The sequence below is a fragment of the Solirubrobacter soli DSM 22325 genome, from assembly GCF_000423665.1.
Taxonomy (GTDB): Bacteria; Actinomycetota; Thermoleophilia; order Solirubrobacterales; family Solirubrobacteraceae; genus Solirubrobacter; species Solirubrobacter soli.
In genome coordinates this window covers 39,043-60,987 of the sequence record NZ_AUIK01000024.1, presented here as the reverse complement: position 1 = coordinate 60,987, position 21,945 = coordinate 39,043, and the positions used below count along the sequence as shown (strand labels likewise).

The window sequence follows — 21,945 nt, the reverse complement described above, 5'->3', positions numbered from 1 at the left end:
CCGGCCCTCGCGAGGACTGAAGCGCTCAGTCCCCCGTCTGACGCCCGCGCCACCACGCGAGCGTGTCGCGCAGCGTCGTCTCGAGCGGGATCTCCGGGCGCCAGCCGGTCGCCGCCTCGATCGCGTCATTGGCGCCGCGGATCTCGAAGACCTCGTGCGCGCGGACCTTCGCGGGGTCGACCTGGTGGTCGACGGCCACGCCCGCCACTTCGCCGAGCGCGACGAGCAGCTCGCGCGCCGAGCGGGTCACGCCGGAACAGACGTTGAGGACCGCGCCCGCCACGCCCCGCTCCGCCAGGAGCCGATACGCGCGGACGACGTCGCGGACGTCGGTGAAGTCGCGGCGGGTGTCGGGGGACCCGGTGACGATCGTGATCGGGTCGTCGCCCGCGTTCTCGGCGAACTGGCGCGCGAAGTTCGCGATCGCGTAGATCGGCTCCTGCCCCGGCCCCGCGTGGTTGAAGGCACGGGCGTGGATGACGCGCAGGCCGTGGGCGTCGGCGTAGAAGCGGGCGAGCAGGCCCGAGGAGGCCTTGGACACCGCGTACGGGTTCTGCGGCCGCAGCGGATGCGCCTCGGTCGTCGGCACCGTCTCCGGCGGCCCGTACTCCTCGCCCGAGCCGACGGAGATCACGACCGCGTCCGGTGCCGCGCGCTTGACCGCCTCGAGCACGGCGGCGGTCATCGCGACGTTGTCGGACAGCGTCCCGATCGGGTCCTGCCACGACTGCCCCACGTGGGCGCGCGCGGCGAGGTGATAGACGACGTCCGGCCGCGCGTCGGCGACGAGCCGCGCCGTGGCGGCAGGATCGCGCAGGTCGAGCGCAACGGAGGGCGGGGCCGAGATGACCTCGTCGCCGCCCGCCTCGCAGGCCGCGACGAGATGGCGCCCGGCGAAGCCCGTGGCGCCGGTGATGAGGACGCGGCGGCTCATGGCGCGGCGAGGCCGTGGGGCGGCGCGGCGAGGCCGTGAGGCGGCGCGGCGAGGCCGTGAGGCGGCGCGGCGAGGCCGTGGGGCGGCGCGGCGGCGTGCGCCGCCGGGGTCGGGACGGCCGGCAACGTCAGTTCAGCGACACGACGTACTCGGCCGACCCGTGGCCGTTGGAGGCGGCGGCCGCGGGATCGATCGGGCGGGGTTCGGTCTCCGGGGGGTTCAGGCGGCGCTCGAGCTCGCCGAGCACGGTGCCGAACAGCAGGTGGCGCCAGGTCGCCTGCGCGAAGGCGGCGCCCGAGCCCCAGAGCTCCGGGAGGTCGTCGGCGGCGGGGTGGACGCGCGACAAGGCAGCGGTCCCCGGCCACGTCGCCAGGTGCTCGGCCAACCCGGCGAGCGGTCCACGCAGAACGCCCGGGACCGGCAGCGCACGGCCGGCGTTGGCGTACACCGCGCCGAACACGGCGCCGTTCAAGACGTGCATCGCGAGCCCGATCGGATACGCGGCACGGCCGTCGGTGACGAAGCGGCCGAGCAGCTCGACGTCGTCGTAATCGACCCCGAAGACGCGCTGGTCGAGCGGCTGCTGCGCGGCCCAGACGGCTGCGGCGGCGGCGCCCGCGAGAGCGCCTCGGAGAGTTCGGGTGCGGTCGAGCGCCATGAGCCGACTGTAACGCGCCGTGAGGGCGCGGTGTACCCAATCCGCGAGGAGGAGTCACCAGAACCCATGGATCACAGATCTCTGCATGCCCGTGCCCGGACGAAGGGCGTCAACCCGATCGTCTACTGGCTGATGCGCGCCTGGCTCCAGCCATTCGCGCACCTCTACTGGCGCCTCAGCCGGATCGGGCGCGAGCACGTCCCCAGCGACGGGCCGGTGATCTTCGTCTCCAACCACCGCAGCTTCATCGACCCCTTCATCCTCGGCCTCTGCAACCGGCGTCCGGTCTACTACGTGGCCAAGGAGGAGCTGTTCAAGTTCAAGCCGCTCGGCTGGTTCCTGAGCTCGCTCGGCGCGTTCCCCGTGCGCCGCGGCGCGGCCGACGCGGACATGATCGAGACGGCCAAGGCGATCCTCAAGCGCGGCGACCCGGTGCTGATCTTCCCCGAGGGCACGCGCACGCGTCCGGGCGCGCTGGGCAAGCCCAAGCGCGGCGTCGGCCGGCTCGCGCTCGAGACCGGCGCGACTGTCGTCCCGGTGGCGATGATCGGCACCGAGGCGATCCGCAAGGGCATCCTGATCCGCCCGCACAAGATCCGCGTGCGGATCGGCGCGCCGCTGCACTTCCCGAAGGTCGAGCAGGCCACCGCGCCGCTCGCCGCGGCCGTGACCGACCGCATCTGGCCCAACGTCATGCTCCAGTGGGAGTGGCTCGGCGGCCTGCCGCCGCTCCGCCGCGCCGCGGTGATCGGCGGCGGGAGCTGGGGAACCGCGATCGCCGTCGCGCTCGCCCGCGCGGGCATCGACGTCGACCTCGGCACGCGCACCCGCGCGCAGGCGGACCTGATGACCGCCTCGCGCCGCAACGAGCACTACCTCCCCGGCATCGACCTCCCGGCCCGCGTCACGCCCGTCAAGGCGTCAGAGCTCGAGCTCAGCCGCCACGACCTCGTCGCGTTCGCGGTCCCCGCGGCCGAGCTGCCCGCGGTCGTCGCCGAGCACGCCCCGAACATCACCCCCCGCAGCGGCGTCCTCGTGCTCTCCAAGGGCCTCGTCCCGCCGCTCGGGACGCTCCCCTCCGCGTACGTCGCCGAGCGCACCCAGGCCTGGGCGTCCGGCGTCCTCGGCGGCCCCGCCCACGCCGCGGAGGCGCTCGCCGGCGGCGCGAGCCTCGTCCTGGCGGCGACCGACGACGCCTTCGCCCGCCAGGTCGCCGACGCCCTCTCGGCCGCCAAGCTGCGCGTCGACCACACGACCGACGTGATCGGCGTCGAGCTCGCGGGCGCCGCGAAGAACGCCGCCGCGCTCGCGGCCGCCGCGGCGTCGCCCGCCGGCGCCAACGCGGCCGGCGCCGCCGCCGGCAAGGTCTTCGCCGAGATCGACGCGTTCGCGCGCGGCTACGGCTCCCAGCCCGAGACGTTCGCGGGCCTGGCCGGGACGGGCGACCTCGTCGCCACCGTGCTCGCCGAGGGCAGCCGCAACCGGCGCGCGGGCGAGCTGCTCGCCGCCGGGATGCCCGCCGACCAGATCGCCGACGCGCTCGGCCAGACCGCCGAGGCCGTGGCGGCCGTCCCGCTGCTGGCCGCGCGGCTGCAGCAGGCGGGCGTCGACGCGCCCGTGCTCAAGGGTTTGGCCGGCGTGATCGAGGGCAAGGTCGACCCGGAACGCTGGACCGCGAGCCTGACCGCGCCCAAGCCGGCCGGACGGAAGGCCGCAAAGGCGGCATAGTTCCATGCTGCATGGCGGACAAGGCCAAGCTCGACGCCGACTTCAGCGAGCTCTACAAGGCGCACCTGAAGGACGTCTACTCGTACGCGTACTACCGCGTGGGCAATCACCACGACGCGGAGGACCTGACCGAGCAGACGTTCCTGCAGGCGTACCGGCACTTCGCGCGCGCCCAGGAGGAATCCAAGGGGCGCCCGCTGCGCCCATGGCTGATCCGCATCGCCCACAACCTCGCGGCCAACTACTACCGCGACCGCTCGCGACGGCCGCAGACGAACATCGACGACGCGGGCGCGCTCTCCGCGCCGCACACGACCGAAGGGCTGGTGGAGGATCGTGACGACCTCGCCCGCATCCTGCGCGGCGTCCAGCAACTGCCCGACGACCGCCGCGAGGCGCTGATCATGCGCTTCGCGCTCGGCATGGACAACCGCGAGATCGCCCGCGCCCTCGATCGCACCGACGGCGCGACCAAGGTGTTGCTGCACCGTGCGATCCGCCAGTTGGAGGACATCGTCCAAGCGGACATGAACGGAAATGGCTGACAGCACTTTCGAGGACCTGGAGCGGCGCCTGCGTGCGGCGCTGCAGCCGGTCGACCCGCCGATCCATCTGCAGCAGCGGCTGGAGACGACCCTCGACAACATCGTCGAGCTGGCCGCCGACGAGCTCGAGTCGTGGGAGATCGAGGCGATCAAGGACCCGCGCAACTGGCCGCGGGCAACGCTCGGCCCGGCGACGGCCGTCGTGCTCGGCAGCGGCGCCGCGGTCGGCCTCGTTCTGCTGCGGACGCAGCGGCGCCGGCACAAGCGGCGCGCCCAGTCCAAGGGCGTCCGCGACCTCGCAGCGCGCACGATGCGCGACGCGGCGCGCGAGGCGCTGAAGGTCTTCAGCGAATTGACGCCGGATCGGTGATCCGAACCGTCGGCGGATGCGAAGAGACGTGCAATGGACGTCCGCGCACTCGCCGATGAAGACCTCATCCCGCTGATGGCGAGGGGTGATGCCCGCGCGTTCGAGACGATCTACGAGCGCCACTCCGGGGCCGCCTACTCGCTCGCCTACCGGATGGTGGGCGCGCGATCGCTCGCCGAGGACGTGACGCAGGAGGCGTTCCTGAACCTCTGGCGCAGCGGCGCCCACTACGACCGCGTCCGCGGCTCCGTGCGCACCTGGATCCTCGGGATCGTGCACCACCGGGCGATCGACGCGCTCCGGCGGGCGTCCGTCCATTCCAAGCGACGTTCCGACGACGAGACGGCGGCCGAGCGGCTGGAGGCGCCCGACCGCGTCGAGGAGGACGTCGCCCGGCGCGACGAGGCCGCCATCGTGCGCAACGCGATGGACATCCTGCCGTCCGATCAGTTGAAGGTCATCGAGCTCGCCTACTTCGGCGGGTTCACGCACGTGGAGATAGCCGAGATGCTCGAGGCGCCGATCGGCACAGTGAAGGGGCGCATGCGCCTGGGTTTGAAGAAGATGCGTGAAGTGCTCGCGCAGGGAGCGGTCGGATGACGGATCACGAGCGCTGGGAAGACGCGGCGGGAAGCTACGTCCTGAATGCCCTCTCGGACGACGAGACGCGCGACTACGAGTCGCACCTCGCGACCTGCCCGGAGTGCCGGGCGGAGGTGAGCGAGCTGCGCGTGGCCGCCGAGGCGCTGCCGGTCTCGCCGCCGCCGATGGTGCCGCCGCCCGCCTTGAAGGCGCGGATCATGGCCGAGGTCGAGCGCGAGGCGGCGCTGCTCGCGTCCGCCGCCAAGCCGGACCGTGCCGCCGCGCCGGCGCCGAAGAAGAAGGAGCGCCGCCGCTGGTTCGGCGGGGGCGCGATCGCGCTCGGACGCCCCGCCCTGGGGCTGCTCGCGTGCGCCCTGCTCGTCGCCGGCATCGCGTTCGGCGTGCTGGTGTCGGGCGGCTCGGACCTGCGCACGGTCCCGTTCGAGTCGACGATCCAGCAGGCCTCCGCACAGCTCGAGGTGGGCGACGACGGCGCGACGCTGACCGCCAACGGGCTCCCGCCGGCCGCCGCGGGCAAGACCTACATGGTCTGGATCCAGCGCAAGGACGGCGCGGTGGAGCCGACGTCGGCGTTCTTCACGCCGGGCCGCGACGGCTCGGCGACCGCCAGCATGCCCGGCGACATGTCCAACGTGAAGGCCGTCCTGGTCAACACCGAGCCCGTGGGCGGTTCGCCCGCTCCGACCTCAGCTCCGGTCCTCACCGCCTCCCTCACCTGAACCCATCGCTTCGAGTCCGCGGACGAGCAGTTCGATCGCGAACTCGAAGCGCGCGTCGACGTCGCCCGCGACGAGCTCGTCGGCGAGCCGGTTGAGCGTGGGGAACTGGTCCGGCGGCAGCGAACGGAAGTACTCGCCGATCTGCTCCGGCGTCGCCTGGCCCTCGTGGGAGAGGCTCTCCTCGTAGGCGAAGGCGCCCACGTAGAGGGCGAACATGTCCGCCGCGTAGGCGATCACGTGCGGCGGTAGGCCCGACGCGGCCAGCACCGCCAGGTTGCGCTCGAGCACCGGGAGCGAGTTCGGCCCGGTGGGGACGCGGCCGAGCGAGAGCTGGGCGGCGTCGCGGCGCTCGGACAGGTGCCTGCGGGTCGCGCGGGCGAGCTCCTTGACCGCGCCCTGCCAGTTCTCCGGGTCGGGCTCGGGCGGCCGGGCCTCGCCGACGATCCGGTCCAGCAGCAGGCCGAGGAGCTCCTCCTTGTCGCCCACGTGCCAGTAGAGGGACGCCGCGCCGGAGCCCAGCTCCTGCGCCAGCCGGCGCATCGAGAGGCCCTGCAGGCCGTCGCGCTCGAGCAGCGCCAGCGCCGCGTCGACGATCAGCTCGCGGGTCAGTGGCTTCTTGTCGCGGGCGGGCGCCGATCGGCGCCGCCACCACGGAGGTTCAGGTACGTCGGGCATTGACACGAACAGTGTACCGGAGTAGAACACTGTTCGAGATGACTCAAACAGTGTTCGAGAACGCGATCGAGGCCACCGGTCTCGTCAAGCGATACGGCGAGGTACAGGCGCTCGACGGCCTGGACATCCACGTCGAGACCGGCACGGTGTTCGGCCTCCTTGGGCCCAACGGCGCCGGCAAATCCACGACCGTCCGCATCCTCACGACGCTCAGCCGGCCCGACGGCGGGACCGCGCGCGTGGCGGGCCTCGACGTCCTGCGCGAGCCCGTGAAGGTGCGCCGCGCGATCGGCGTCGTCGGCCAGAAGCACGGCTGCGACATGGACGCCACGGGGCGCGAGAACCTGATCCTGCAGGCGGAGCTCTACGGGATCGCGGACGGGCGCCGGCGTGCCGCCGAGGCGCTCGAGCGCTTCGACCTCGCCGACGCGGCCGACCGCCAGGTCAAGCACTACTCGGGCGGCATGCAGCGGCGGCTGGACGTCGCGCTCGGGCTGATCCACCGCCCGCAGGTGCTCTTCCTCGACGAGCCCACCACGGGCCTGGACCCCGAGGCGCGGGCGCTGATGTGGGCCGAGATCGAGCGGCTCGCGCGCGAGGAACGGATGACGATCCTGCTCACCACCCACTACCTCGAGGAGGCCGACCGGCTGGCCTCGCAGCTGGCGATCGTCGACCGGGGCCGGATCGTCGCCCGCGGCACGCCGGACGAGCTCAAGGCCGAGCTGGAAGGCGACGCCGTGCACGTGGAGCTGGCCGGTGACGACGGCGGGACGGCGCAGCTCGCGCTCGAACGCGTCCACGGCCTCGGCGACGTGCTGATCGACGGGCACACCGTCCGCGCCCGCGCGGCGAACGGCGCGGCCGCGATCCCCGCCGTGCTGGCCGCGCTCGAGGCCGTCGGGGTGCGGGCCGCGAGCGTCACCCTCGCGCGCCCCTCGCTCGACGACGTCTACCTCCGCCACGCGGGAAGGGCTTACGTGTCATGACCGGACTCCGCCAGACCTGGCAGGTCGCCCTGCGCTACCTGCGCGTGCTGCTGCGCCAGCCCGCCTTCATCATGATCACGCTGATCCAGCCGCTGATCTGGCTGCTGCTGTTCGGCGCGCTGTTCAAGGCCGTCACCCAGATCCCGGGTTTCGACGGCACCTCCTACATCGACTACCTGACGCCCGGCGTGGTCGTGATGCTCGCGGTCTCGAGCGCCGGCTGGACCGGCATGGGCTTCATCGAGGACATGAACTCGGGCGTCATGGATCGCATGCTGGTCGCGCCCGCGTGGCGCGGCGCGTTCAACCTCGGCAGCGTCGCCCAGTCGGTGATCTCGGTGGTGCTGCAGACGCTGCTGATCGTCCTGCTGGCGCTGCTGCTCGGCGCGCACTACACCAACGGCGTGGGTGGCGTGCTCGTGCTGCTGCTCGTGGCCGCGCTGCTGGCGGCGATCTTCGCGTCGTTCTCGAACGCCCTCGGCATCCTGACCGGCCAGCGCGAGTCGCTGATCGGCGCGGTCAGCGCACTGCTGCTTCCGCTGACGTTCCTCTCGGGTGCGCTGATGCAGTTGAGCCTCGCGCCCGGATGGATCGGCACCGTCGCCAAGTTCAACCCGGTCGACTGGGCCGCCACCGCGGCGCGCAACGCGACCTCGCAGTCCTTCGACTGGGGGCTCGTCGGGCTCCGGCTCGGCCTGCTCGGCGCGCTGACGGCGCTGGCGGCGTTCCTCGCCACCCGCGCGTTCGGCGTGTACCAGCGCTCGCTCTGAACATTCCTAAAGAATCCGTCGCTATCGTCGCGGCTCGAATGGCCACTTGCTACCGCCACCCGAGCCGCGAGACGGGCGTGTCCTGCTCGAACTGCGGCAACCCGATCTGCCCCGACTGCATGACCGCGACGCCGGTCGGCATGCGCTGCCCGGACTGCGCGCGCCAGAAGACCCAGACGCGCTCGCTGCAGTCGGTCGCGGTCGAGCCGATCGTGACCTACGTGCTGATCGCGCTCAACGTGGCGATCTTCTTCGGCGCCCGCAGCAGCATCTCGGCGCAGAACAACCTGATCCTCTTCGGGCCGGCGGTGGCCGACGGCGACTACTGGCGGCTGATCACGTCGGGCTTCCTGCACGTCGAGATCACGCACATCCTGCTCAACATGCTCTCGCTGTACTGGCTCGGCCGGATGATCGAGCCGGCGCTCGGGCACGCGCGCTTCCTGGGCATCTACATGGCGTCGCTGCTCGCGGGCTCGCTCGGCGTGATCATCCTCTCCAACGACGAGGCGACGCTCGGCGCGTCCGGCGCGATCTACGGCCTGCTCGGCGCAGCGATCGTGATGGCCCGCAACCGCAACATCAGCCTGATCCAGTCCGGGCTGGTCCCGATCCTGGTGCTCAACTTCGCGCTGACCGTCACGCTGCCGGGCATCTCGCTCGGCGGCCACGTCGGCGGCTTCGTCGGCGGCCTGATCTCGACCTTCTTCGTCGAGCAGCTGGCGATGCGACGGCAGAAGTCGACCGGGCCCGCGGTGGTGGCGTGCGCGGTCGTGGGGATCGCGGCGGGTGTGGCGGCGGCGGTGCTCGCGTCGCCCGTGACCGCCGGCTTCTAGAGCTCCACGACGCCGCCCGGCGGCGCCGGGACGAGGTCGGGGTGCAGGACGTGGCCGAGCCACTCCAGCCCCTCGACCAGCCGCGGCCCGGGGCGGGAGAACCACGCGCAGGCGTCGGCGATGACGATCCGCTCGGCGCCGAGCGCGCGCAGGCGGTCCTCGTAGGCCCGCGCCTCCTCGAGCGCGCGGTCGACCTCGTAGCCGCACGGCGCCACGATCACGACCTCGGGTCTGACGGCGGCGACCTCCTCCCACGAGCGCTGCTCCGACGGCTCGCCGGCGAGGCCGAGGAGGTCGGTCCCGCCCGCGTACTCGATCAGCTGCGGTACCCAGTGGCCGCCGACGAAGACCGGGTCCAGCCACTCGAGCATCGCCACGCGCCGGCGCGGCGCGTCCTTGACCGCGACCCGCACGCGGTCGATGCGCGCGGCGGCGTCCTGGACGAGGTCGACGCCCGCGTCCTTGGTCCCGGTGGCCTGGGCGAGCGTGCGCACGTCGCCGAGCACCTCGCCGAGCGTGTGCGGGTCGAGGCTGACGATCTCGGGGACCGGGTCCATCTCGGCCGCGATCGCCCGCACGTCGTCGACGGAGACCGCGCAGACGCTGCACAGGGCCTGCGTGACGATCAGATCCGGCTTGAGGTCGCGCAGGCCGACGCCGTCGAGCTGGTAGATCGAGCGGCCCTGCTCGGTGAGCTCCTTCACGGCGCGGTCGATCGCGTCGGGACCCAGACCCGGGCCGATCACATCGCGGGTGACCTTGGGTAGATTCCGGGCGTCCGCCGGAAAGTCGCACTCGTGCGTGACGGCGGCGACCTGCTCGCCCAGGCCCAGGGCGAACAGGGTCTCGGTGGCGGATGGGACCAGGGAGACGATGCGCATGGCCGGACACTCAGTATGGCGGGAGGAGGATGAGTCGCTGATCCGCGACTACGAGTTCAAGGACTTCGCCGCCGCGATGGCCTTCGTCAACCAGGTCGCCGACGCGGCCGAGGAGGCCAACCACCACCCGGACATCCTCGTCCACGGGTGGAACAAGGTCCGCCTCACGCTCACCACGCACTCCGAGGGGAAATTGACCGAGAACGATCGTGCGATGGCCGCGCGCATCGACGCTATCCTCGGCACGTCGCCCTGATGAACGACGACGACATCCCCCGAAGTAGCGGGGACCGATGATCGCCCTACTGCTGCTGGCGGTCGTGGTCCTCGTTCTCCTCAACGCGTTCTTCGTCGCCGCGGAGTTCGCCCTCGTGCGCTCCCGTAAGGCGCACCTGCAGACCGACGCCGACGCGGGCAAGCGCGGCGCCGCCACCGCGGTCGACATGATGGACGACCTGTCGCGGTACCTGTCCGCGGCGCAGGTGGGCATCACGCTCACCTCCCTCGGCCTCGGCTTCCTCGGCGAGCCCGCGATCGGCTCGCTGCTCGAGAACCTCTTCGGGGAGGGTGTCCCGCACTGGGTCTCGACGACGATCTCGGTGACGCTCGCGTACCTGATCACGACGTCGATCCACATCACGTTCGGCGAGCAGGTCCCGAAGATCTACGCGATCCAGAAGGCCGAGCCGGTCGCGCGCCGGGTGGCGCGGCCGCTGCTGGTCTTCTCGAAGATCTTCTCGCCGTTCATCGCGGTCCTCAACAGCGCCTCCAACGGGATCCTGCGGCTGCTCGGCGTGCGCACGTCCGGGCAGCTCGACGAGGGTGAGACGCCGGAGGAGCTGCGGGTGCTGATCCAGGAGTCGCTGACCGGCGGCAAGCTGGACGCGGGCGAGGCGGGCATGCTCACCGGCGTCTTCCACCTGCACGAGCAGCAGGCGCGCCAGGTGATGACGCCCGCGCCGGCGGTCATCACCGTCGACACGTCCGAGGACGTCGAGACGGCGCTGCGCCGCTGCGTCTCCTCCGGCCACACCCGCCTGGTCGTGACCGAGGACGAGAACCGCGACCGCGTCAAGGGCATCGTGCACTCCAACGCGCTCGCGCAGCTGCTGCTGGCCGAAGGCCCGCAGGCGACGCTCGACGGGCTCGTGCGCGAGGTGCCGATCGTCCCGGAGACCAAGCCGCTCGACGACCTCCTGGCCGACCTCCAACGCCAGCGCTCGTCACTGGCGGTTGTCATCGACGAGTACGGGCGTACTGCCGGCATCGTCACCGTCGAGGACATCATCGAGGAGGTCGTCGGCGAGATCGACGACGAGACCGACCCGCAGGGCGGCGAGGTCAGAAGACTGGCCAACGGCGACTGGTTCGTCCGCGGCCACGTCGCGATCACCGACCTCATCGACTACGGCCTCGAGCTGCCCGTCGACTCCGACGCCTACAACTCGGTCGGCGGCTTCGTCTTCGGCGAGCTGGGGCGCCTCCCCAAGCGAGGGGACACCGTCACGCACAACGGATATTCGATCCGCGTCGAGTCCGTTCGCGAGAACCGGATCGAGGCCGTTCGCATCCGCGAACGCCACCTTCCGAAGGCCGAACCAAAGGTCCAGTCCTAAAACGAAACTGCGTGACGAATTGCACATTGGGCTCTGACGCGCTACCTTCCCGCCAGCCAACTTGCCGCTCCGGCGGTTGAGGAGGAGAGAGAGGGAGATCCTGGGGAGGATCGACCGAGTAAGCACGAAGCGCCCGGGCTCAGGGGAGCGAGGCCGGGCGCGACGTGTTTAACGACCCGTTTCGCCGCGCCGCCGCCGGGCACGCGAGCCAGGGGTCTGGCCCCTTCAGGTTCGCGCGGTCGGGGCCGCCTCAGAGCGGCCCGTACCTAAAGGGGCCTGACCCCTTTAGGTCGTTAAACACCTGCGCCCGCCTCAGGGGAGCGAGACGGGCGCAAATGGTTCTGGAGGAGGGGTGCGATGAGAAGATCGTCGCGAAACAGATGGTCCCAACGCGTTCTCAATCCTAGCTAAACATTCCCCCGATGTAAATCAATATCGGTGGAATCCGCGCCCGGCCTTGCGTCCGAGCGCTCCGTCGGCGATCAATGCGTCGATCGTGGCGGGGATCTCGACGCCGATCGTGCGGCCGATCGCGGCGCTCACGTCGAGGCCGACGAGGTCCAGCAACGCGAGCGGTCCCATCGGGTGGCCGGCGCCGAGCCGCATGCAGGTGTCGATCGCTTCGGCGTCCAGCTCCGTGCGCTCCATCAGCCGCACGGCCTCGAACAGGAACGGGAACAGCAGGCGGTTGACGACGAACCCCGGCGTGTCCGGGACCTCGACCGCGGTCTTGCCGAGCGCCACACACAACGCGCGGGCGCGCTCGCGCGTAGTGTCCGTCGCCTCGTCCGGGAACGCGAGCTCGATCAGCTCCATCTTCGGCACCGGGTTGAACACGTGCAGCCCGACGAACCGCTCAGGGCGGCCGCTCGCGCGCGCCAACTCGCCGATCGGCAGCGAGGAGGTCGTGGTGGCGAGCACGGCGTCCTCGGCGAGGTGGTCGTTCAGGCGGGCGAAGAGCTCCGCCTTGGCGGCCGGGTCCTCGACGACGGCCTCGACGACGAACGTCGCGTCGGCCAGCACCGCGGGGTCGCGGCTGACCAGCACGTTGCCGTTGACGCTCGCGCCCATCCGCTCGCAGAGGGCACGCACTTTGGCGTCGGCCTTGTCGCAGGACCCCTCGGAGCGTGCGAATACGGTTACGTGGCCCTGGGTGGCGGCGACGGCCGCCAGCCCACACGCGATGGCCCCGGATCCCGCGATGGCAAGACGCTCCGACATGTTGGCGGCTCTCTCTCCTGTTGATTGACTCGCCAGTCAACGCCAACCTTAGTCCGCTGGATTACATCCGTGTGGAGGTTGCGCACACGTTGCGGGACTTGCCGGAAGTGGTCAGGCGGCGTAGGGTCCGACCGACCCATGGAGTCAAACGCAACGCTCGGCAGTCAGACACCCGAGGAGCTGGAGGAGCGCCAGGCGGCGCTTGACCGCGGGGAGCCGTTCCTCCTGTTCCGCGATGGAGACGGCCGCCAGCGGATCGTCTCGCTCGGCGAGACCGAGGCGGTCACGATCGGCCGCCGGTACGAGGCCGACATCTCGCTGCCATGGGACCCGGAGGCCTCGCGCCTGCACGCCGAGCTCTCGCTGCGCGCGGGCGAGTGGACGATCGTCGACGACGGGTGGTCCCAGAACGGCACGTGGGTCAACGGGCTGCGCCTCGCCGGCCGCCGGCGCCTCGCCGACGGCGACCTGGTCAAGATCGGGCGCACGATCCTCGGCTTCCACTCGCCGGGCGTGACCGGACCCGGGCCGACGATGGTGCAGGGCGAGCTGAGCGCGACGCCGCGCTTCTCCGAGCAGCAGCAGCGCATCCTGCGCGCGCTCTGCCGTCCGCTGTTCGCCGACGGCGACGGCTTCAACCCGTCCAGCGACCTCGAGGTCGCCGACGAGACCGGGATCGACGTGGACGTCGTCACGCAGGAGCTCGACCTGCTCGCCCGCCTGTTCGGCCTGGAGGACATGCCGCGGCCCGAGCGCCGCGCCGAGGTCGCCCTGCTCGCCGTCCGCTCCGGATTGGTGGGCGCCGATGAAGGTGGTACTCAGGGCTGACGGGTAGGCTCGCGTGATGCGGGCCTTTGTGGCGGAGAGGAGAGACGACGAGGTCGTGCGCGGCGTGCGCGACTTCGACGATGCCGACCTGGGTGAGGGCGATGTCCACGTCCGTGTCGCCTGGTCGAGCGTGAACTACAAGGACGCGCTGGCGACGATCGCGAAGGGACAGGTGGCGCGCATCTCGCCGCTGATCCCTGGGATCGACCTGGCCGGGACCGACGAGGACTCGGGCGAGGAGGTGCTCGCGCACGGGTACGACCTCGGGGTGTCCCACCACGGCGGCTACGCGGAGCACGCGCGGGTGCCGTCGGAGTGGATCGTCCCCCTGCCCGACGGCCTGTCGGCCAAGCAGGCGATGACGATCGGCACCGCGGGCTACACCGCGGCGCGCTGCGTGATCGCCCTCGAGGCGGCCGGTCTGAACCCTGACTCGGGACCGGTGCTGGTCACCGGGGCGTCCGGCGGCGTCGGCTCGACCGCGGTCGACATCCTCGCGGCGCGCGGCTACGAGGTCGTCGCGTCGAGCGGCAAGGGCGAGGACTTCCTGCTCTCGCTCGGGGCCGCCGAGGTGATCTCCCGCGAACAGGCGGCGGGCGACGCGGGCCGGCCGCTGGAGAAGGCGCGCTGGGCCGGCGTGGTCGACTGCGTGGGCGGCGAGGTCCTCGCGGGCGCGCTCCGCAGCGTCAAGTACGGCGGTGCCGTCGCCGCGTGCGGCAACACCGGAGGCGTGAAGCTGCCCACGACCGTCCTCCCGTTCATCCTGCGGGGCGTTTCGCTGCTCGGAGTGGATTCGGTCCAGACGCCGATCAAGGAGCGCCAGGACACCTGGAAGCGGCTCGCGACCGATCTGCGCCCACCGCACCTCGAGGACGCGCTCGCGCACGAGACCGACCTCGACGGTCTCGAGGACGCGCTCACGCGCATCCTGGCCGGCGAGATCTCCGGCCGGACGATCGTCAGGCTCTAGGAGCTTCCAACCGCGCTACCAGCTCGTCGAGGCGCAGCTCCTCGAGCCCTTGGCCGACGGCCTCGAGCTCGGCGGCGCAGAACTCGACGAGCGAGCGGCCTTCGCGGCATAGGTCGAGCGTCTCGCGCAGCCCGGCCTCGCCGGAGTCCAGCCGCGCGATGATCGCCTCCAGGCGGGCGCTCGCGGTCTCGTAGGTCAGCGTTTCCTCGACAGCCACGCTCCGCAGGGTACCGGCGGCCCCGGCGGTCTTCGCATCCGATCACAACGCGTATCGACTGCGTTCCCACCGGGGGCCGTGCTGCACCGACCGTCCGATGGTTCGCTCGTCTCTGGACGGTCGTCGTGGTCGGATTTCACGTGGTCGATGAATTCACCTTGAATCTGTTTTTCTGGCGGGACGCGGTGCTCGCCCTTTTGTCGGTGGGCTGGTCAAGTGGGGCCCCGTCGCGCCGATCAAACGGGCAGTGCGTCTGATCCCTGCCCGCAAGATCCGCGATGGCGTAGAACTGGCCCGCGACATCGTCGCGGGCCCGCCTGGCACCGCGCCCTTGCTGCGGGCGGGCGTGAAACTCTCGGCGCGCTACGCGGAACTGTTGCCGAAGGCCGGCGTCGGATCGGTCTGGATCGAGGACGACCTCGGCGCGGAGATCGACGTCGTCGAGCCGCTGTCGATCGAGACCCGCGCGAAGGTGCACAGGGCCACCGGCGCCGCGATCGCCGCCGCCGGCGTCGCGCTGCGCTCCGGCTCCGGGATGCCGGGCGCGATCGTCGACTCCCTCAACGACGTCGCCGGCGCGATGGTCAACGACCTCCTGGACTGTCCCGACGCCGCCTTGGCGCTCGACGACCTGTCGGCGTTCGACGACTACACCCACCGGCACTCCGTCCAGGTCACCGTCCTGGGCCTGCTGATCGCCCGGCGGGTGTGGGCGACCGACGGCTGGACCGACTACCGCGGCCGCCGCCGCCACGACCGCGTCGAGGAGCGCCTGCGCAAGCTCGGCCTCGGCCTGCTGGTCCACGACGTCGGCAAGCTTGCCGTCCCGCCCGAGATCCTCAACAAGCCCGGCCGCCTCACCTCCGAGGAGATGGCGGTCATGAAGACCCACGCCGTCGCCGGCGTGGAGCTCCTACGCCCCGCCGACCTGTCCCCGATCGCGATCTCCGTCGTCCGCGACCACCACGAGCGCATCGACGGCTCCGGCTACCCCGAGGGCCTCCACGGCGCCCAGGTCCAGGAGTTCCCCCGCATCGCGGCCGTCGCCGACGTCTACGACGCCGTCACGAGCGAACGCGTCTACAAACCCGCCGCCCCGCCCCACGTCGGTGTCCGCGTGATCACCGAAGGCGCCGGCACTCAGTTCTGCCCGGCGATCGTCCGCCACTTCCGCGCCGTCGTCATGCCCTACCCGGTCGGCCACGAGATCCGGCTCCCCGACGGCCGCGCCGCCGTCGTCGCCGCGGTCGACATCGAGTCCCCCGATATGCCGACGGTGCGGGTGAAGGGGGCGGCGGGTGTGGAGGAGTTCACGGTCGACATGACCGCCGACGCCGCTGAGCGCGACGTCGCTTAGGGGCGTGGCATCGGTGGGCGGTTGCGTGTTGTTCGGCGGTGCCGGTATTCGGGAAACGGCCTAGCACTGAGGGGGGAGGGGGCAGAGAGCCGGCGGGTTCTCGAGCCTTCGTCCTGCGCGTCTATCGGCTGGGTCGTTCGAAGCGGGGTCTAAGGGAGACCGACAGTTACGGGTCGTGATATTGGACACCTCTGTCCGTCCTTGGCTGCCGTGATCGGCCTGAGGAACGTCCATCTTCACTCCGAGGGGGTGGCCTACGTTTCGCCCCTGTACGGGGGCGGAACGTCGAACACCCCTGCGAACGCGCCAAGTCGAACAGTGCGCTTTCGGTCGAGAAGCGCCACCACCGGAGAAAGTGACCACAACCGATCTCGCATGGTCTCCGTGGACTGTAACTCGACGGTCTCCCTGCACGGCGCGGCGAGTCAGCACGGCCAGGCGCGTGGCGGACGGCGGCACGACCGGCCAGGCCAGGGCGCAGCTGCGCTCCCCCTCCCTCAGTGCTCGGCCGTTTCTGGCGCACGGAACCGACGACGAACCGCGGCGCGGGCCCACCGAGAGCGGCTCAGAAAAGGGTCGCGTCGTCCGCTGGCGCGGGATCGCCCGGCGTCACCGTCACCCGCCCGTCGTGGAGCCGCACTGTGAGCGTCGGCTGCGCGCGGGCCGCCTCCGCGCTGGTCACCGGCTCTCCCTGCGGGTCCTCGATCAGCGCGTAGCCGCGTTCCAGCGTGCGTTGGGGGTCGTGGGCGGTGAGGGTGGCGAGGATGCGGTCGAGGTCGCGGCGGCGGCGCTGCACCGAGACGCGGTCGAGCGCGGTGGCGCGGGCGAGCGTGCTGCGGTGGGCGGCGTCGCCGGCCGAGGCCGCGGCGGTCGCCTTGCGCTCCAGGGTCGCGGCGCGGGAGAGCGTCTGGCGCTCGCCGGACGCGAGCGCGCGGCGGGTGGCGGCGCGCAGCTCGCGCAGGTGCTGGTGCAGGCGGGAGCGGTGGCGGGCGACGTGCTGCGACGGCGCGCGGGACAGACGGGCGAGCGTGCGCGCGCGGTCCAGGACGGCGCGGCGGCCCTGGTGCTCGAGCCGCCGGGCGAGGTGAGTCAAAGCGGTGCGGGCGGCGGTGCAGTCGACGGGGACGGCGGTCTCGGCGGCGTGGGTGGGGGTGGAGCACGCGACAGCCGCGACGTCGTCGAGCAGCGTGCGGTCCGTGTGGTGGCCGACGCTCGAGATCACCGGCACGCGCAGCAGCGCGACGGTGCGGCACAGGGTCTCGTCGCAGAACGCGAACAGGTCGGCGAGCGACCCGCCGCCGCGCGCGACGACGATCACGTCGACCTCCTCACACGCGGCCAGGTCCTGCAGGGCGCGGGTGATCGCGGGCGCCGCGTGGCGGTCCTGCACGGGGGCGAAGCCCCACACGAGCTTCCCCGCCCAGCCGCGGCGGCGCAGGCCCGCCAGGACGTCGTCCCGCGCCTTTCCGGACTCGCCCGTCACGACGCCGATGCAGCGCGGGAGCCGCGGCAGCGCGAGCGCCTTCTGCGGCTCGAAGAGCCCTTCGGCGTGCAGCTTGCGCCGCAGTTGCTCGAGCTGGGCCAGGAGGTCGCCCTCACCCGCGACCCGCAACCGCGTCACGCTGAAGCTGAACCCGGGCGACGCGGTCCGCGACCCGGGGTAGTAATCGCACCCACCCGCGACCACCACCTGCGCGCCGTCGGCGAGCGGCCCGAGCCGCAGCTTCTCGAAGTCCTCCCGCCACATCGAGCAGGGCAGCGCGCCGCCGGCGTCGCGCAGCTCGAACCACACCTTCGCCCGCCCGGCCTTGAAGCCGAAGACCTCCCCGAAGACCTGCACTCGCGTGAACCCGCGCAGCCGGTCCCGCAGCGCGGCCGCGTAGGTCCCGACCGGATAGGGGCCCGTCAGGACGGAGCCGGGGATGCCGTCGGGAGCTTCCACGACCGCTGACGGTAGCCGCGAGCGTGGACGACACGCGAGGTGAGCCGGTTTCGTCAGGCGAGGCCAGACGAAACCGGCTCACCCGGCGCGATCAGCCTCGCGGGCGGCGGCCCGCGAGGGCGGAGCGGTGCGCGTGGTGCAGCTTCGGCGAGCGGCCGCGGCGCGGGGCGCGTGGGGAGCCGTGTGGCGGGCCGTCGTGGCCCGCGTCCGCCAACAGGTGCGCGAGCAGGATCGTCAGGACGACGTTGCGGGCGGCCTCGCCATGCCGACCGGACGAGGCGCGCAGGGCGAGCGCGAAGAGCTCGCGCAACCGCGCCGCGTCCGCGCGCGGCTCAGCCACGGGCGACCTCGCCGCGAGACCGGGCGGCGGCGCCGCCGGCGGTCGGGCACGTCCTGCCGAGCCGCTCAGCCGTCGGTGGCGCCCTTCAGATAACGCGGCTGCTCGGTCTCGTTGACCGAGGGGAGCTGACGCATGCCCGGCTGCTCGGGGGTGCCGCGCACCTCGCCGGTGAAGCCCAGCGACTGCAGCTTCGCGATCTCGGCCTCGCCGTAGAGGCGGACCGGGGAGTCGGCCGGGAGCGGCGTGATCAGCGTTCGGATCCGGTTGCGGATCTGGTACGAGAAGTGCGGCGTGGCGGACGCGACGAGCTGGCGCACGTCATCGACGGTGACCTCGCGGCCGCCGCGTAGGCGTTCGGGTTGCTCGGCTTCGGCCATGCTCAGTGGGCTCCGGTGTCGACGGGCTGGATCTCCAGAAGCGTATCTATCCGCGCCTGGACCGCCGCGGCCAGCGCGCTTTCGTCGCCGATGATCCAGCCGTGGTTGTACACGCCGCGGACCGGGTCCGCGTCGTATCCGGGCTGGATGTCGAGCAGATAGTCCTGCAACGGCTGGGGCAGGACTCCGGCGTCCGGGAGCAGCAGCATCGGCCCGTACGTCCCCGTCGCGCTCAAGGGAGCGGCCGCGGCGGCGTCCTGTGGGCGCCGTGAGGACACGAACACCAGGCCGTGCCCGGGATCGACGATCGACCAGCCGAACTTGCCCGCATCGTCCATGTAGCGCGCGAACGTGATCGCGGAGGAGACCGCGTCACCCGCCGCGACCCGCTTGACGGTGCCGAGCTTCTCCAGCGCCGAGAACACGCTCTCCGGCACCACGTCCGCCGGCCCGAGCACGTAGATCTTGGCCGACTTGTGGGTCTTGATCGCCGCCTCGGTCTCCGGCGGCACGCCGGTCCCGTTGACCCACAGCAGCGGCACGCCCGCCTTGGCGGCGTACCCGGCGGCGGGCATCGCGTACTCGGGCCGATCCGCGTTGGCGATCATCACCGCCTCCTTCGCTTCACCGCCCACCGCGGCGGCGTGCGCGCGATCGACGGCCGCGGCCAGATCGGCCGGATTCGCGCCCGCGATGTCGGTCGTCTTGTAGCCCTCGACCGGCGCCTTGGTGCCCACGCGGATCACCTGCGCGCCGCCCACCGCCTTCGACCCGGTCGGCTGCAGCGCGTCCAGGGCGGCCTTCGTCGCGTCCGGGATCTTGTCCTGGTCGGCGAACAGGATCGGCGCGTTGATCGGCTTGCCGACGAGGACCGAGGCGGCGATGCCGGTGCGCCAGTCGCGCACCTCGGCGAGGATCACCGCGGCCGGGCGCGACTCGGGCGTGCGCGAGGGGTAGGTCGCCAGCGCGATCGCGGCGGCGTCGGCGATCGCGTCGCCGCCCGCGACCCGCGTCGTGTTCTTGGTGGCGAACACGGGGAAGCCGAGCGGCGGACCGCCGGCGGGCACCTCGTCACCGGTCTGGCCGGAGACGGGAGGGGTCGAGATCGGGGAGGCCTTCTTGTCGTCGGAGCCCCCGCCGCAACCGGCGACGAGCAGGGAAAGAACGGCCACGGCCAAGGCGAGGGAGCGCACGTGGACCCGAGCGTAGTGGGTCATATGTAAAGAGCGGATACGCGCCAGGGATTCAAGCTCCCGCTAAGCTCGCCGATCTCAAATCAGGACCGGCCACCCCCCAAGTGGCCCGTAGTTACTGGACATAAACCCGCGGCTTCGTATAAGTTGCCGCACACGCCGAGCCCCTGGTTGGTCTCCAGGGGGCGGGGGACCCAAGTAGTTGGGGCTAATCGTGCCGTGGTGGCATGAGACGCAGGCTCTTTCAGCGTCAGCCCGTCAGCTAACCCCGCAGGCCGACGAAAGAGGAATACGGCTTGAAATCGCTGCGGGCTCTCGCCCTCTGTATCACGACATCTGTAGTTCTGGTTCTGCCTGCGACGGCCGCGGCGCAAACCCCCGCGTCCGACAAGTCAGGCGGCGCGGCGTACCAGGAGCCGACCCCGACCCCCACGCCGCCCCCGGCGCCCCAGAACCTCACGGTCCCCGGGTCGGTCGCGCAGCTGCTGCCCGACGGCACGGCCGCCGCTCCCGCCGACGCTCCGCCGCAGGTGCAGCAGGCGATCTGGGCCGCGAACCTGATCCAGGACAAGCCGTACATCTACGGCGGCGGCCACGGCGACTTCGAGGACGACGGCTACGACTGCTCCGGCACCGTCTCCTACGCGCTCCACGGCGCCGGCCTGCTCGACCAGGCGCTGGACTCCGGCAGCTTCATGAAGTGGGGCGAGAAGGGCCCGGGCACGTGGATCACGGTCTACACGAACCCCGGCCACGCCTACGCGGTCATCGCCGGCCTGCGGCTGGACACGAGCGCGGCCTCGGTCACCCGCTCCAACACGCGCAAGTTCAAGAAGGCGCTCGAGCGCGGCCCGCGCTGGCGCCCGACGCAGCGGAGCCCGAAGGGCTTCAAGGTGCGTCACCCGCTCGGCTTCTAGTTCGCCCTACCGAGCACCCTGGTGGTACCCGGCTCGTCTCTTCTTAAAGGAGCCGAGTAGGCTTGGTCTGACTCCATAAGTCCGACCACACATGGAAGGGAGGTGCCGTGGCCGGCATGTCCGGGCGGTTCTCCACGGTAATCAAGGCCAAGATCAACAAGCTGCTCGACAAGGCCGAGGATCCGAGCGAAACGCTGGAGTACAGCTACCAGAAGCAAATGGAGCTGCTCCAGAACGTGAAGAAGGGCATCGCGGACGTCGTGACGTCCAAGAAGCGCCTTCAGCTCCAGCAGCAGAAGCTGGAGCAGCAGGTCGTCAAGCTCGACACCCAGGCTCGGCAGGCCCTCGCGCAGAATCGCGAGGATCTGGCGCGTGTGGCGTTGGAGCGCAAGCAGTTCGCGCAGACCGAGCTGCAGGGGCTGGACAGCCAGGTCCAGGAGCTCGAGGCGCAGCAGCAGAAGCTCGTCGATCAGGAGGCCAAGCTCCGCTCCAAGATCGACCAGTTCCGCACCAAGAAGGAGGTCATCAAGGCGCAGTACTCCGCCGCCGAGGCCTCCGTCAGGATCTCCGAGGCCGCCACTGGCGTGGGCGAGGAGATGGCCGACATCGGCATGGCGATGCAGCGCGCGCAGGACAAGACCGAGAACATGCGTGCGCGTGCGCAGGCGATGGACGAGCTCGAGGCCTCGGGCGCGTTCGACGACCAGCTCAGCCTCACGGCCGGCCAGGACGACATCGACCGCCAGCTGCACGAGCTCAGCTCACAGTCCGCGGTCGACGACGATCTCGCCCGCCTGCGGGCCGAGCTCGGCCAGGGGCCCGCTCCCCAGCAGGCACTCGGTGCCGGCGATCCGGCTCAGGCGCCGGCTCCCGCGCCCGCCCCGCCCACGCCGTCGCAGGAGCGTCCAGCGTGATCGTCCGCATCGCCACCGAGGGGCAGTACGACTTCCCCGACGACGACGTGGACCGGCTCAACGAGCTGGACAACGAGGTCGTGGAAGCGGTCGAGGCTGGGGACGAGGAACGCTTCCACACGGCGTTCGCGTCGCTGCTCGAGCTGGTCCGTAGCGACGGCAGGCCCGTCGCCGACGACGTGCTCGAGGAGTCCGACGTCATCATCCCGCCGCCGGACCTGACGTTCGCCGAAGCCGGGCACCAGTTCACCGGCGATGGCCTGATCCCGGACTGAGCTCCGGCTAGCCAGAGATGAAAGATGCGGGGTGGCCGGTCTGGTCGGCGCCCCGCATCCGCCATACCGT

26 protein-coding genes and 1 riboswitch are annotated in these 21,945 nt (G+C 71.6%); of the genes, 16 read left to right on the top strand and 10 right to left on the bottom strand.

Going from position 1 to position 21,945, the window contains the following annotated elements; translation table 11 throughout:
* Positions 1 to 25 precede the first annotated feature (25 nt).
* Together G569_RS0119170 and G569_RS62720 are read right to left on the bottom strand one after the other, a co-directional pair.
* Positions 26 to 934 carry a GDP-mannose 4,6-dehydratase gene (locus G569_RS0119170; protein WP_028064605.1) on the bottom strand — a complete coding sequence of 303 codons (909 nt, stop codon included), beginning with the start codon at positions 932 to 934 and terminating at the stop codon, positions 26 to 28.
* A 127-nt stretch (positions 935 to 1,061) separates the two neighbouring features.
* Positions 1,062 to 1,592: a hypothetical protein gene (locus G569_RS62720; RefSeq protein ID WP_053226667.1), complete on the bottom strand. Its 531-nt coding sequence runs from the start codon at positions 1,590 to 1,592 to the stop codon at positions 1,062 to 1,064.
* 66 nt (positions 1,593 to 1,658) lie between these two features.
* Between G569_RS62720 and G569_RS61260 the strand changes: the two genes are divergently transcribed.
* From G569_RS61260 to G569_RS0119140, 5 genes are read left to right on the top strand one after another with little or no spacing between them, the layout of a single operon-like run.
* Positions 1,659 to 3,320 (top strand): NAD(P)H-dependent glycerol-3-phosphate dehydrogenase, encoded by a 1,662-nt coding sequence (locus G569_RS61260; RefSeq protein ID WP_157592137.1) that lies wholly within the window; start codon positions 1,659 to 1,661, stop codon positions 3,318 to 3,320.
* Positions 3,321 to 3,331: 11 nt separating this feature from the next.
* Complete coding sequence (locus tag G569_RS0119155; RefSeq protein WP_028064604.1) at positions 3,332 to 3,865, top strand: RNA polymerase sigma factor; 534 nt, start codon at positions 3,332 to 3,334, stop codon at positions 3,863 to 3,865.
* Complete coding sequence (locus G569_RS0119150) at positions 3,858 to 4,235, top strand: hypothetical protein (RefSeq protein WP_028064603.1); 378 nt, start codon at positions 3,858 to 3,860, stop codon at positions 4,233 to 4,235. Before G569_RS0119155 ends, G569_RS0119150 begins: the two co-directional genes overlap by 8 nt.
* 33 nt (positions 4,236 to 4,268) lie before the next feature.
* A complete protein-coding gene (locus tag G569_RS0119145; RefSeq protein WP_028064602.1) occupies positions 4,269 to 4,835 on the top strand; it encodes an RNA polymerase sigma factor in 567 nt (188 codons plus the stop codon).
* Positions 4,832 to 5,557 carry an anti-sigma factor gene (locus G569_RS0119140; RefSeq protein ID WP_028064601.1) on the top strand — a complete coding sequence of 242 codons (726 nt, stop codon included), beginning with the start codon at positions 4,832 to 4,834 and terminating at the stop codon, positions 5,555 to 5,557. Before G569_RS0119145 ends, G569_RS0119140 begins: the two co-directional genes overlap by 4 nt.
* On the opposite strand, the gene G569_RS49795 is transcribed toward G569_RS0119140, so the two are convergent.
* Positions 5,525 to 6,232 carry a TetR/AcrR family transcriptional regulator gene (locus G569_RS49795; RefSeq protein ID WP_037497644.1) on the bottom strand — a complete coding sequence of 236 codons (708 nt, stop codon included), beginning with the start codon at positions 6,230 to 6,232 and terminating at the stop codon, positions 5,525 to 5,527. The genes G569_RS0119140 and G569_RS49795 overlap by 33 nt on opposite strands.
* Before the next feature lie 38 nt (positions 6,233 to 6,270).
* Here G569_RS49795 and G569_RS49790 point away from each other — a divergent pair, with 38 nt between their 5' ends.
* From G569_RS49790 to G569_RS0119120, 3 genes are read left to right on the top strand one after another with little or no spacing between them, the layout of a single operon-like run.
* Complete coding sequence (locus G569_RS49790) at positions 6,271 to 7,221, top strand: daunorubicin resistance protein DrrA family ABC transporter ATP-binding protein (protein ID WP_037497642.1); 951 nt, start codon at positions 6,271 to 6,273, stop codon at positions 7,219 to 7,221.
* Complete coding sequence (locus G569_RS0119125; RefSeq protein WP_028064600.1) at positions 7,218 to 7,991, top strand: ABC transporter permease; 774 nt, start codon at positions 7,218 to 7,220, stop codon at positions 7,989 to 7,991. The genes G569_RS49790 and G569_RS0119125 overlap by 4 nt, the downstream gene beginning before the upstream one ends.
* Positions 7,992 to 8,029: 38 nt before the next feature.
* Entirely contained in the window at positions 8,030 to 8,827 is a 798-nt protein-coding gene (locus G569_RS0119120; protein ID WP_028064599.1) for a rhomboid family intramembrane serine protease, read from the top strand.
* Here the strand turns inward: G569_RS0119120 and G569_RS0119115 are convergent.
* A complete protein-coding gene (locus G569_RS0119115; RefSeq protein ID WP_028064598.1) occupies positions 8,824 to 9,708 on the bottom strand; it encodes a cobalamin-binding protein in 885 nt (294 codons plus the stop codon). The two genes, G569_RS0119120 and G569_RS0119115, sit on opposite strands and share 4 nt — an antisense overlap.
* Between G569_RS0119115 and G569_RS49785 the strand changes: the two genes are divergently transcribed.
* Complete coding sequence (locus tag G569_RS49785; RefSeq protein WP_245602515.1) at positions 9,707 to 9,964, top strand: 4a-hydroxytetrahydrobiopterin dehydratase; 258 nt, start codon at positions 9,707 to 9,709, stop codon at positions 9,962 to 9,964. The two genes, G569_RS0119115 and G569_RS49785, sit on opposite strands and share 2 nt — an antisense overlap.
* 37 nt (positions 9,965 to 10,001) lie before the next feature.
* A complete protein-coding gene (locus G569_RS49780) occupies positions 10,002 to 11,324 on the top strand; it encodes a hemolysin family protein (protein ID WP_053226664.1) in 1,323 nt (440 codons plus the stop codon).
* Between the two features lie 429 nt (positions 11,325 to 11,753).
* Here G569_RS49780 and G569_RS0119100 read toward each other — a convergent pair whose 3' ends face one another.
* Entirely contained in the window at positions 11,754 to 12,545 is a 792-nt protein-coding gene (locus G569_RS0119100) for a 3-hydroxyacyl-CoA dehydrogenase family protein (protein ID WP_028064597.1), read from the bottom strand.
* 138 nt (positions 12,546 to 12,683) lie between these two features.
* Between G569_RS0119100 and G569_RS49775 the strand changes: the two genes are divergently transcribed.
* Both G569_RS49775 and G569_RS0119090 read left to right on the top strand, forming a co-directional pair.
* The gene (locus G569_RS49775; protein WP_053226663.1) at positions 12,684 to 13,373 is read left to right on the top strand and encodes an FHA domain-containing protein; all 690 of its coding nucleotides are present in this window, start codon (positions 12,684 to 12,686) and stop codon (positions 13,371 to 13,373) included.
* A gap of 16 nt (positions 13,374 to 13,389) precedes the next feature.
* A complete protein-coding gene (locus G569_RS0119090) occupies positions 13,390 to 14,343 on the top strand; it encodes an oxidoreductase (protein ID WP_037497637.1) in 954 nt (317 codons plus the stop codon).
* Here G569_RS0119090 and xseB read toward each other — a convergent pair.
* Positions 14,333 to 14,560 (bottom strand): exodeoxyribonuclease VII small subunit, encoded by a 228-nt coding sequence (xseB, locus tag G569_RS49770; RefSeq protein WP_037497635.1) that lies wholly within the window; start codon positions 14,558 to 14,560, stop codon positions 14,333 to 14,335. The two genes, G569_RS0119090 and xseB, sit on opposite strands and share 11 nt — an antisense overlap.
* A gap of 247 nt (positions 14,561 to 14,807) precedes the next feature.
* Here xseB and G569_RS0119080 point away from each other — a divergent pair, with 247 nt between their 5' ends.
* A complete protein-coding gene (locus G569_RS0119080) occupies positions 14,808 to 15,917 on the top strand; it encodes an HD-GYP domain-containing protein (RefSeq protein WP_028064595.1) in 1,110 nt (369 codons plus the stop codon).
* A gap of 565 nt (positions 15,918 to 16,482) precedes the next feature.
* Here G569_RS0119080 and xseA read toward each other — a convergent pair.
* From xseA to G569_RS0119060, 4 genes are all read right to left on the bottom strand, one after another.
* Complete coding sequence (xseA, locus tag G569_RS0119075; protein WP_028064594.1) at positions 16,483 to 17,859, bottom strand: exodeoxyribonuclease VII large subunit; 1,377 nt, start codon at positions 17,857 to 17,859, stop codon at positions 16,483 to 16,485.
* Between the two features lie 91 nt (positions 17,860 to 17,950).
* Positions 17,951 to 18,199 carry a hypothetical protein gene (locus G569_RS0119070; RefSeq protein ID WP_028064593.1) on the bottom strand — a complete coding sequence of 83 codons (249 nt, stop codon included), beginning with the start codon at positions 18,197 to 18,199 and terminating at the stop codon, positions 17,951 to 17,953.
* A gap of 65 nt (positions 18,200 to 18,264) precedes the next feature.
* Entirely contained in the window at positions 18,265 to 18,576 is a 312-nt protein-coding gene (locus G569_RS49765) for a hypothetical protein (protein ID WP_053226662.1), read from the bottom strand.
* A gap of 2 nt (positions 18,577 to 18,578) precedes the next feature.
* Positions 18,579 to 19,769: a cell wall-binding repeat-containing protein gene (locus tag G569_RS0119060; protein WP_169542191.1), complete on the bottom strand. Its 1,191-nt coding sequence runs from the start codon at positions 19,767 to 19,769 to the stop codon at positions 18,579 to 18,581.
* Between the two features lie 147 nt (positions 19,770 to 19,916).
* A riboswitch (cyclic di-AMP (ydaO/yuaA leader) is annotated at positions 19,917 to 20,061 on the top strand.
* A gap of 4 nt (positions 20,062 to 20,065) precedes the next feature.
* Between G569_RS0119060 and G569_RS62715 the strand changes: the two genes are divergently transcribed.
* From G569_RS62715 to pspAA, 3 genes are all read left to right on the top strand, one after another.
* The gene (locus G569_RS62715) at positions 20,066 to 20,686 is read left to right on the top strand and encodes a hypothetical protein (RefSeq protein WP_157592136.1); all 621 of its coding nucleotides are present in this window, start codon (positions 20,066 to 20,068) and stop codon (positions 20,684 to 20,686) included.
* A gap of 116 nt (positions 20,687 to 20,802) precedes the next feature.
* Positions 20,803 to 21,600: a PspA/IM30 family protein gene (locus G569_RS49755; protein ID WP_084285213.1), complete on the top strand. Its 798-nt coding sequence runs from the start codon at positions 20,803 to 20,805 to the stop codon at positions 21,598 to 21,600.
* A complete protein-coding gene (gene pspAA, locus G569_RS0119045) occupies positions 21,597 to 21,875 on the top strand; it encodes a PspA-associated protein PspAA (RefSeq protein WP_028064591.1) in 279 nt (92 codons plus the stop codon). The genes G569_RS49755 and pspAA overlap by 4 nt, the downstream gene beginning before the upstream one ends.
* The last annotated feature ends 70 nt before the right edge of the window (positions 21,876 to 21,945 follow it).

Excerpts from the sequence above, each read along its gene's own strand:
- G569_RS0119170 (WP_028064605.1), bottom strand. The coding sequence starts at position 934 with ATGAGCCGCCGCGTCCTCATCACCGGCGCCACGGGCTTCGCCGGGCGC.
- G569_RS62720 (WP_053226667.1), bottom strand. The coding sequence starts at position 1,592 with ATGGCGCTCGACCGCACCCGAACTCTCCGAGGCGCTCTCGCGGGCGCC.
- G569_RS61260 (WP_157592137.1), top strand. The coding sequence starts at position 1,659 with ATGGATCACAGATCTCTGCATGCCCGTGCCCGGACGAAGGGCGTCAAC.
- G569_RS0119155 (WP_028064604.1), top strand. The coding sequence starts at position 3,332 with ATGGCGGACAAGGCCAAGCTCGACGCCGACTTCAGCGAGCTCTACAAG.
- G569_RS0119150 (WP_028064603.1), top strand. The coding sequence starts at position 3,858 with ATGGCTGACAGCACTTTCGAGGACCTGGAGCGGCGCCTGCGTGCGGCG.
- G569_RS0119145 (WP_028064602.1), top strand. The coding sequence starts at position 4,269 with ATGGACGTCCGCGCACTCGCCGATGAAGACCTCATCCCGCTGATGGCG.
- G569_RS0119140 (WP_028064601.1), top strand. The coding sequence starts at position 4,832 with ATGACGGATCACGAGCGCTGGGAAGACGCGGCGGGAAGCTACGTCCTG.
- G569_RS49795 (WP_037497644.1), bottom strand. The coding sequence starts at position 6,232 with ATGCCCGACGTACCTGAACCTCCGTGGTGGCGGCGCCGATCGGCGCCC.
- G569_RS49790 (WP_037497642.1), top strand. The coding sequence starts at position 6,271 with ATGACTCAAACAGTGTTCGAGAACGCGATCGAGGCCACCGGTCTCGTC.
- G569_RS0119125 (WP_028064600.1), top strand. The coding sequence starts at position 7,218 with ATGACCGGACTCCGCCAGACCTGGCAGGTCGCCCTGCGCTACCTGCGC.
- G569_RS0119120 (WP_028064599.1), top strand. The coding sequence starts at position 8,030 with ATGGCCACTTGCTACCGCCACCCGAGCCGCGAGACGGGCGTGTCCTGC.
- G569_RS49785 (WP_245602515.1), top strand. The coding sequence starts at position 9,707 with ATGGCCGGACACTCAGTATGGCGGGAGGAGGATGAGTCGCTGATCCGC.
- G569_RS0119115 (WP_028064598.1), bottom strand. The coding sequence starts at position 9,708 with ATGCGCATCGTCTCCCTGGTCCCATCCGCCACCGAGACCCTGTTCGCC.
- G569_RS49780 (WP_053226664.1), top strand. The coding sequence starts at position 10,002 with ATGATCGCCCTACTGCTGCTGGCGGTCGTGGTCCTCGTTCTCCTCAAC.
- G569_RS0119100 (WP_028064597.1), bottom strand. The coding sequence starts at position 12,545 with ATGTCGGAGCGTCTTGCCATCGCGGGATCCGGGGCCATCGCGTGTGGG.
- G569_RS49775 (WP_053226663.1), top strand. The coding sequence starts at position 12,684 with ATGGAGTCAAACGCAACGCTCGGCAGTCAGACACCCGAGGAGCTGGAG.
- G569_RS0119090 (WP_037497637.1), top strand. The coding sequence starts at position 13,390 with ATGCGGGCCTTTGTGGCGGAGAGGAGAGACGACGAGGTCGTGCGCGGC.
- G569_RS49765 (WP_053226662.1), bottom strand. The coding sequence starts at position 18,576 with ATGGCCGAAGCCGAGCAACCCGAACGCCTACGCGGCGGCCGCGAGGTC.
- G569_RS49755 (WP_084285213.1), top strand. The coding sequence starts at position 20,803 with ATGTCCGGGCGGTTCTCCACGGTAATCAAGGCCAAGATCAACAAGCTG.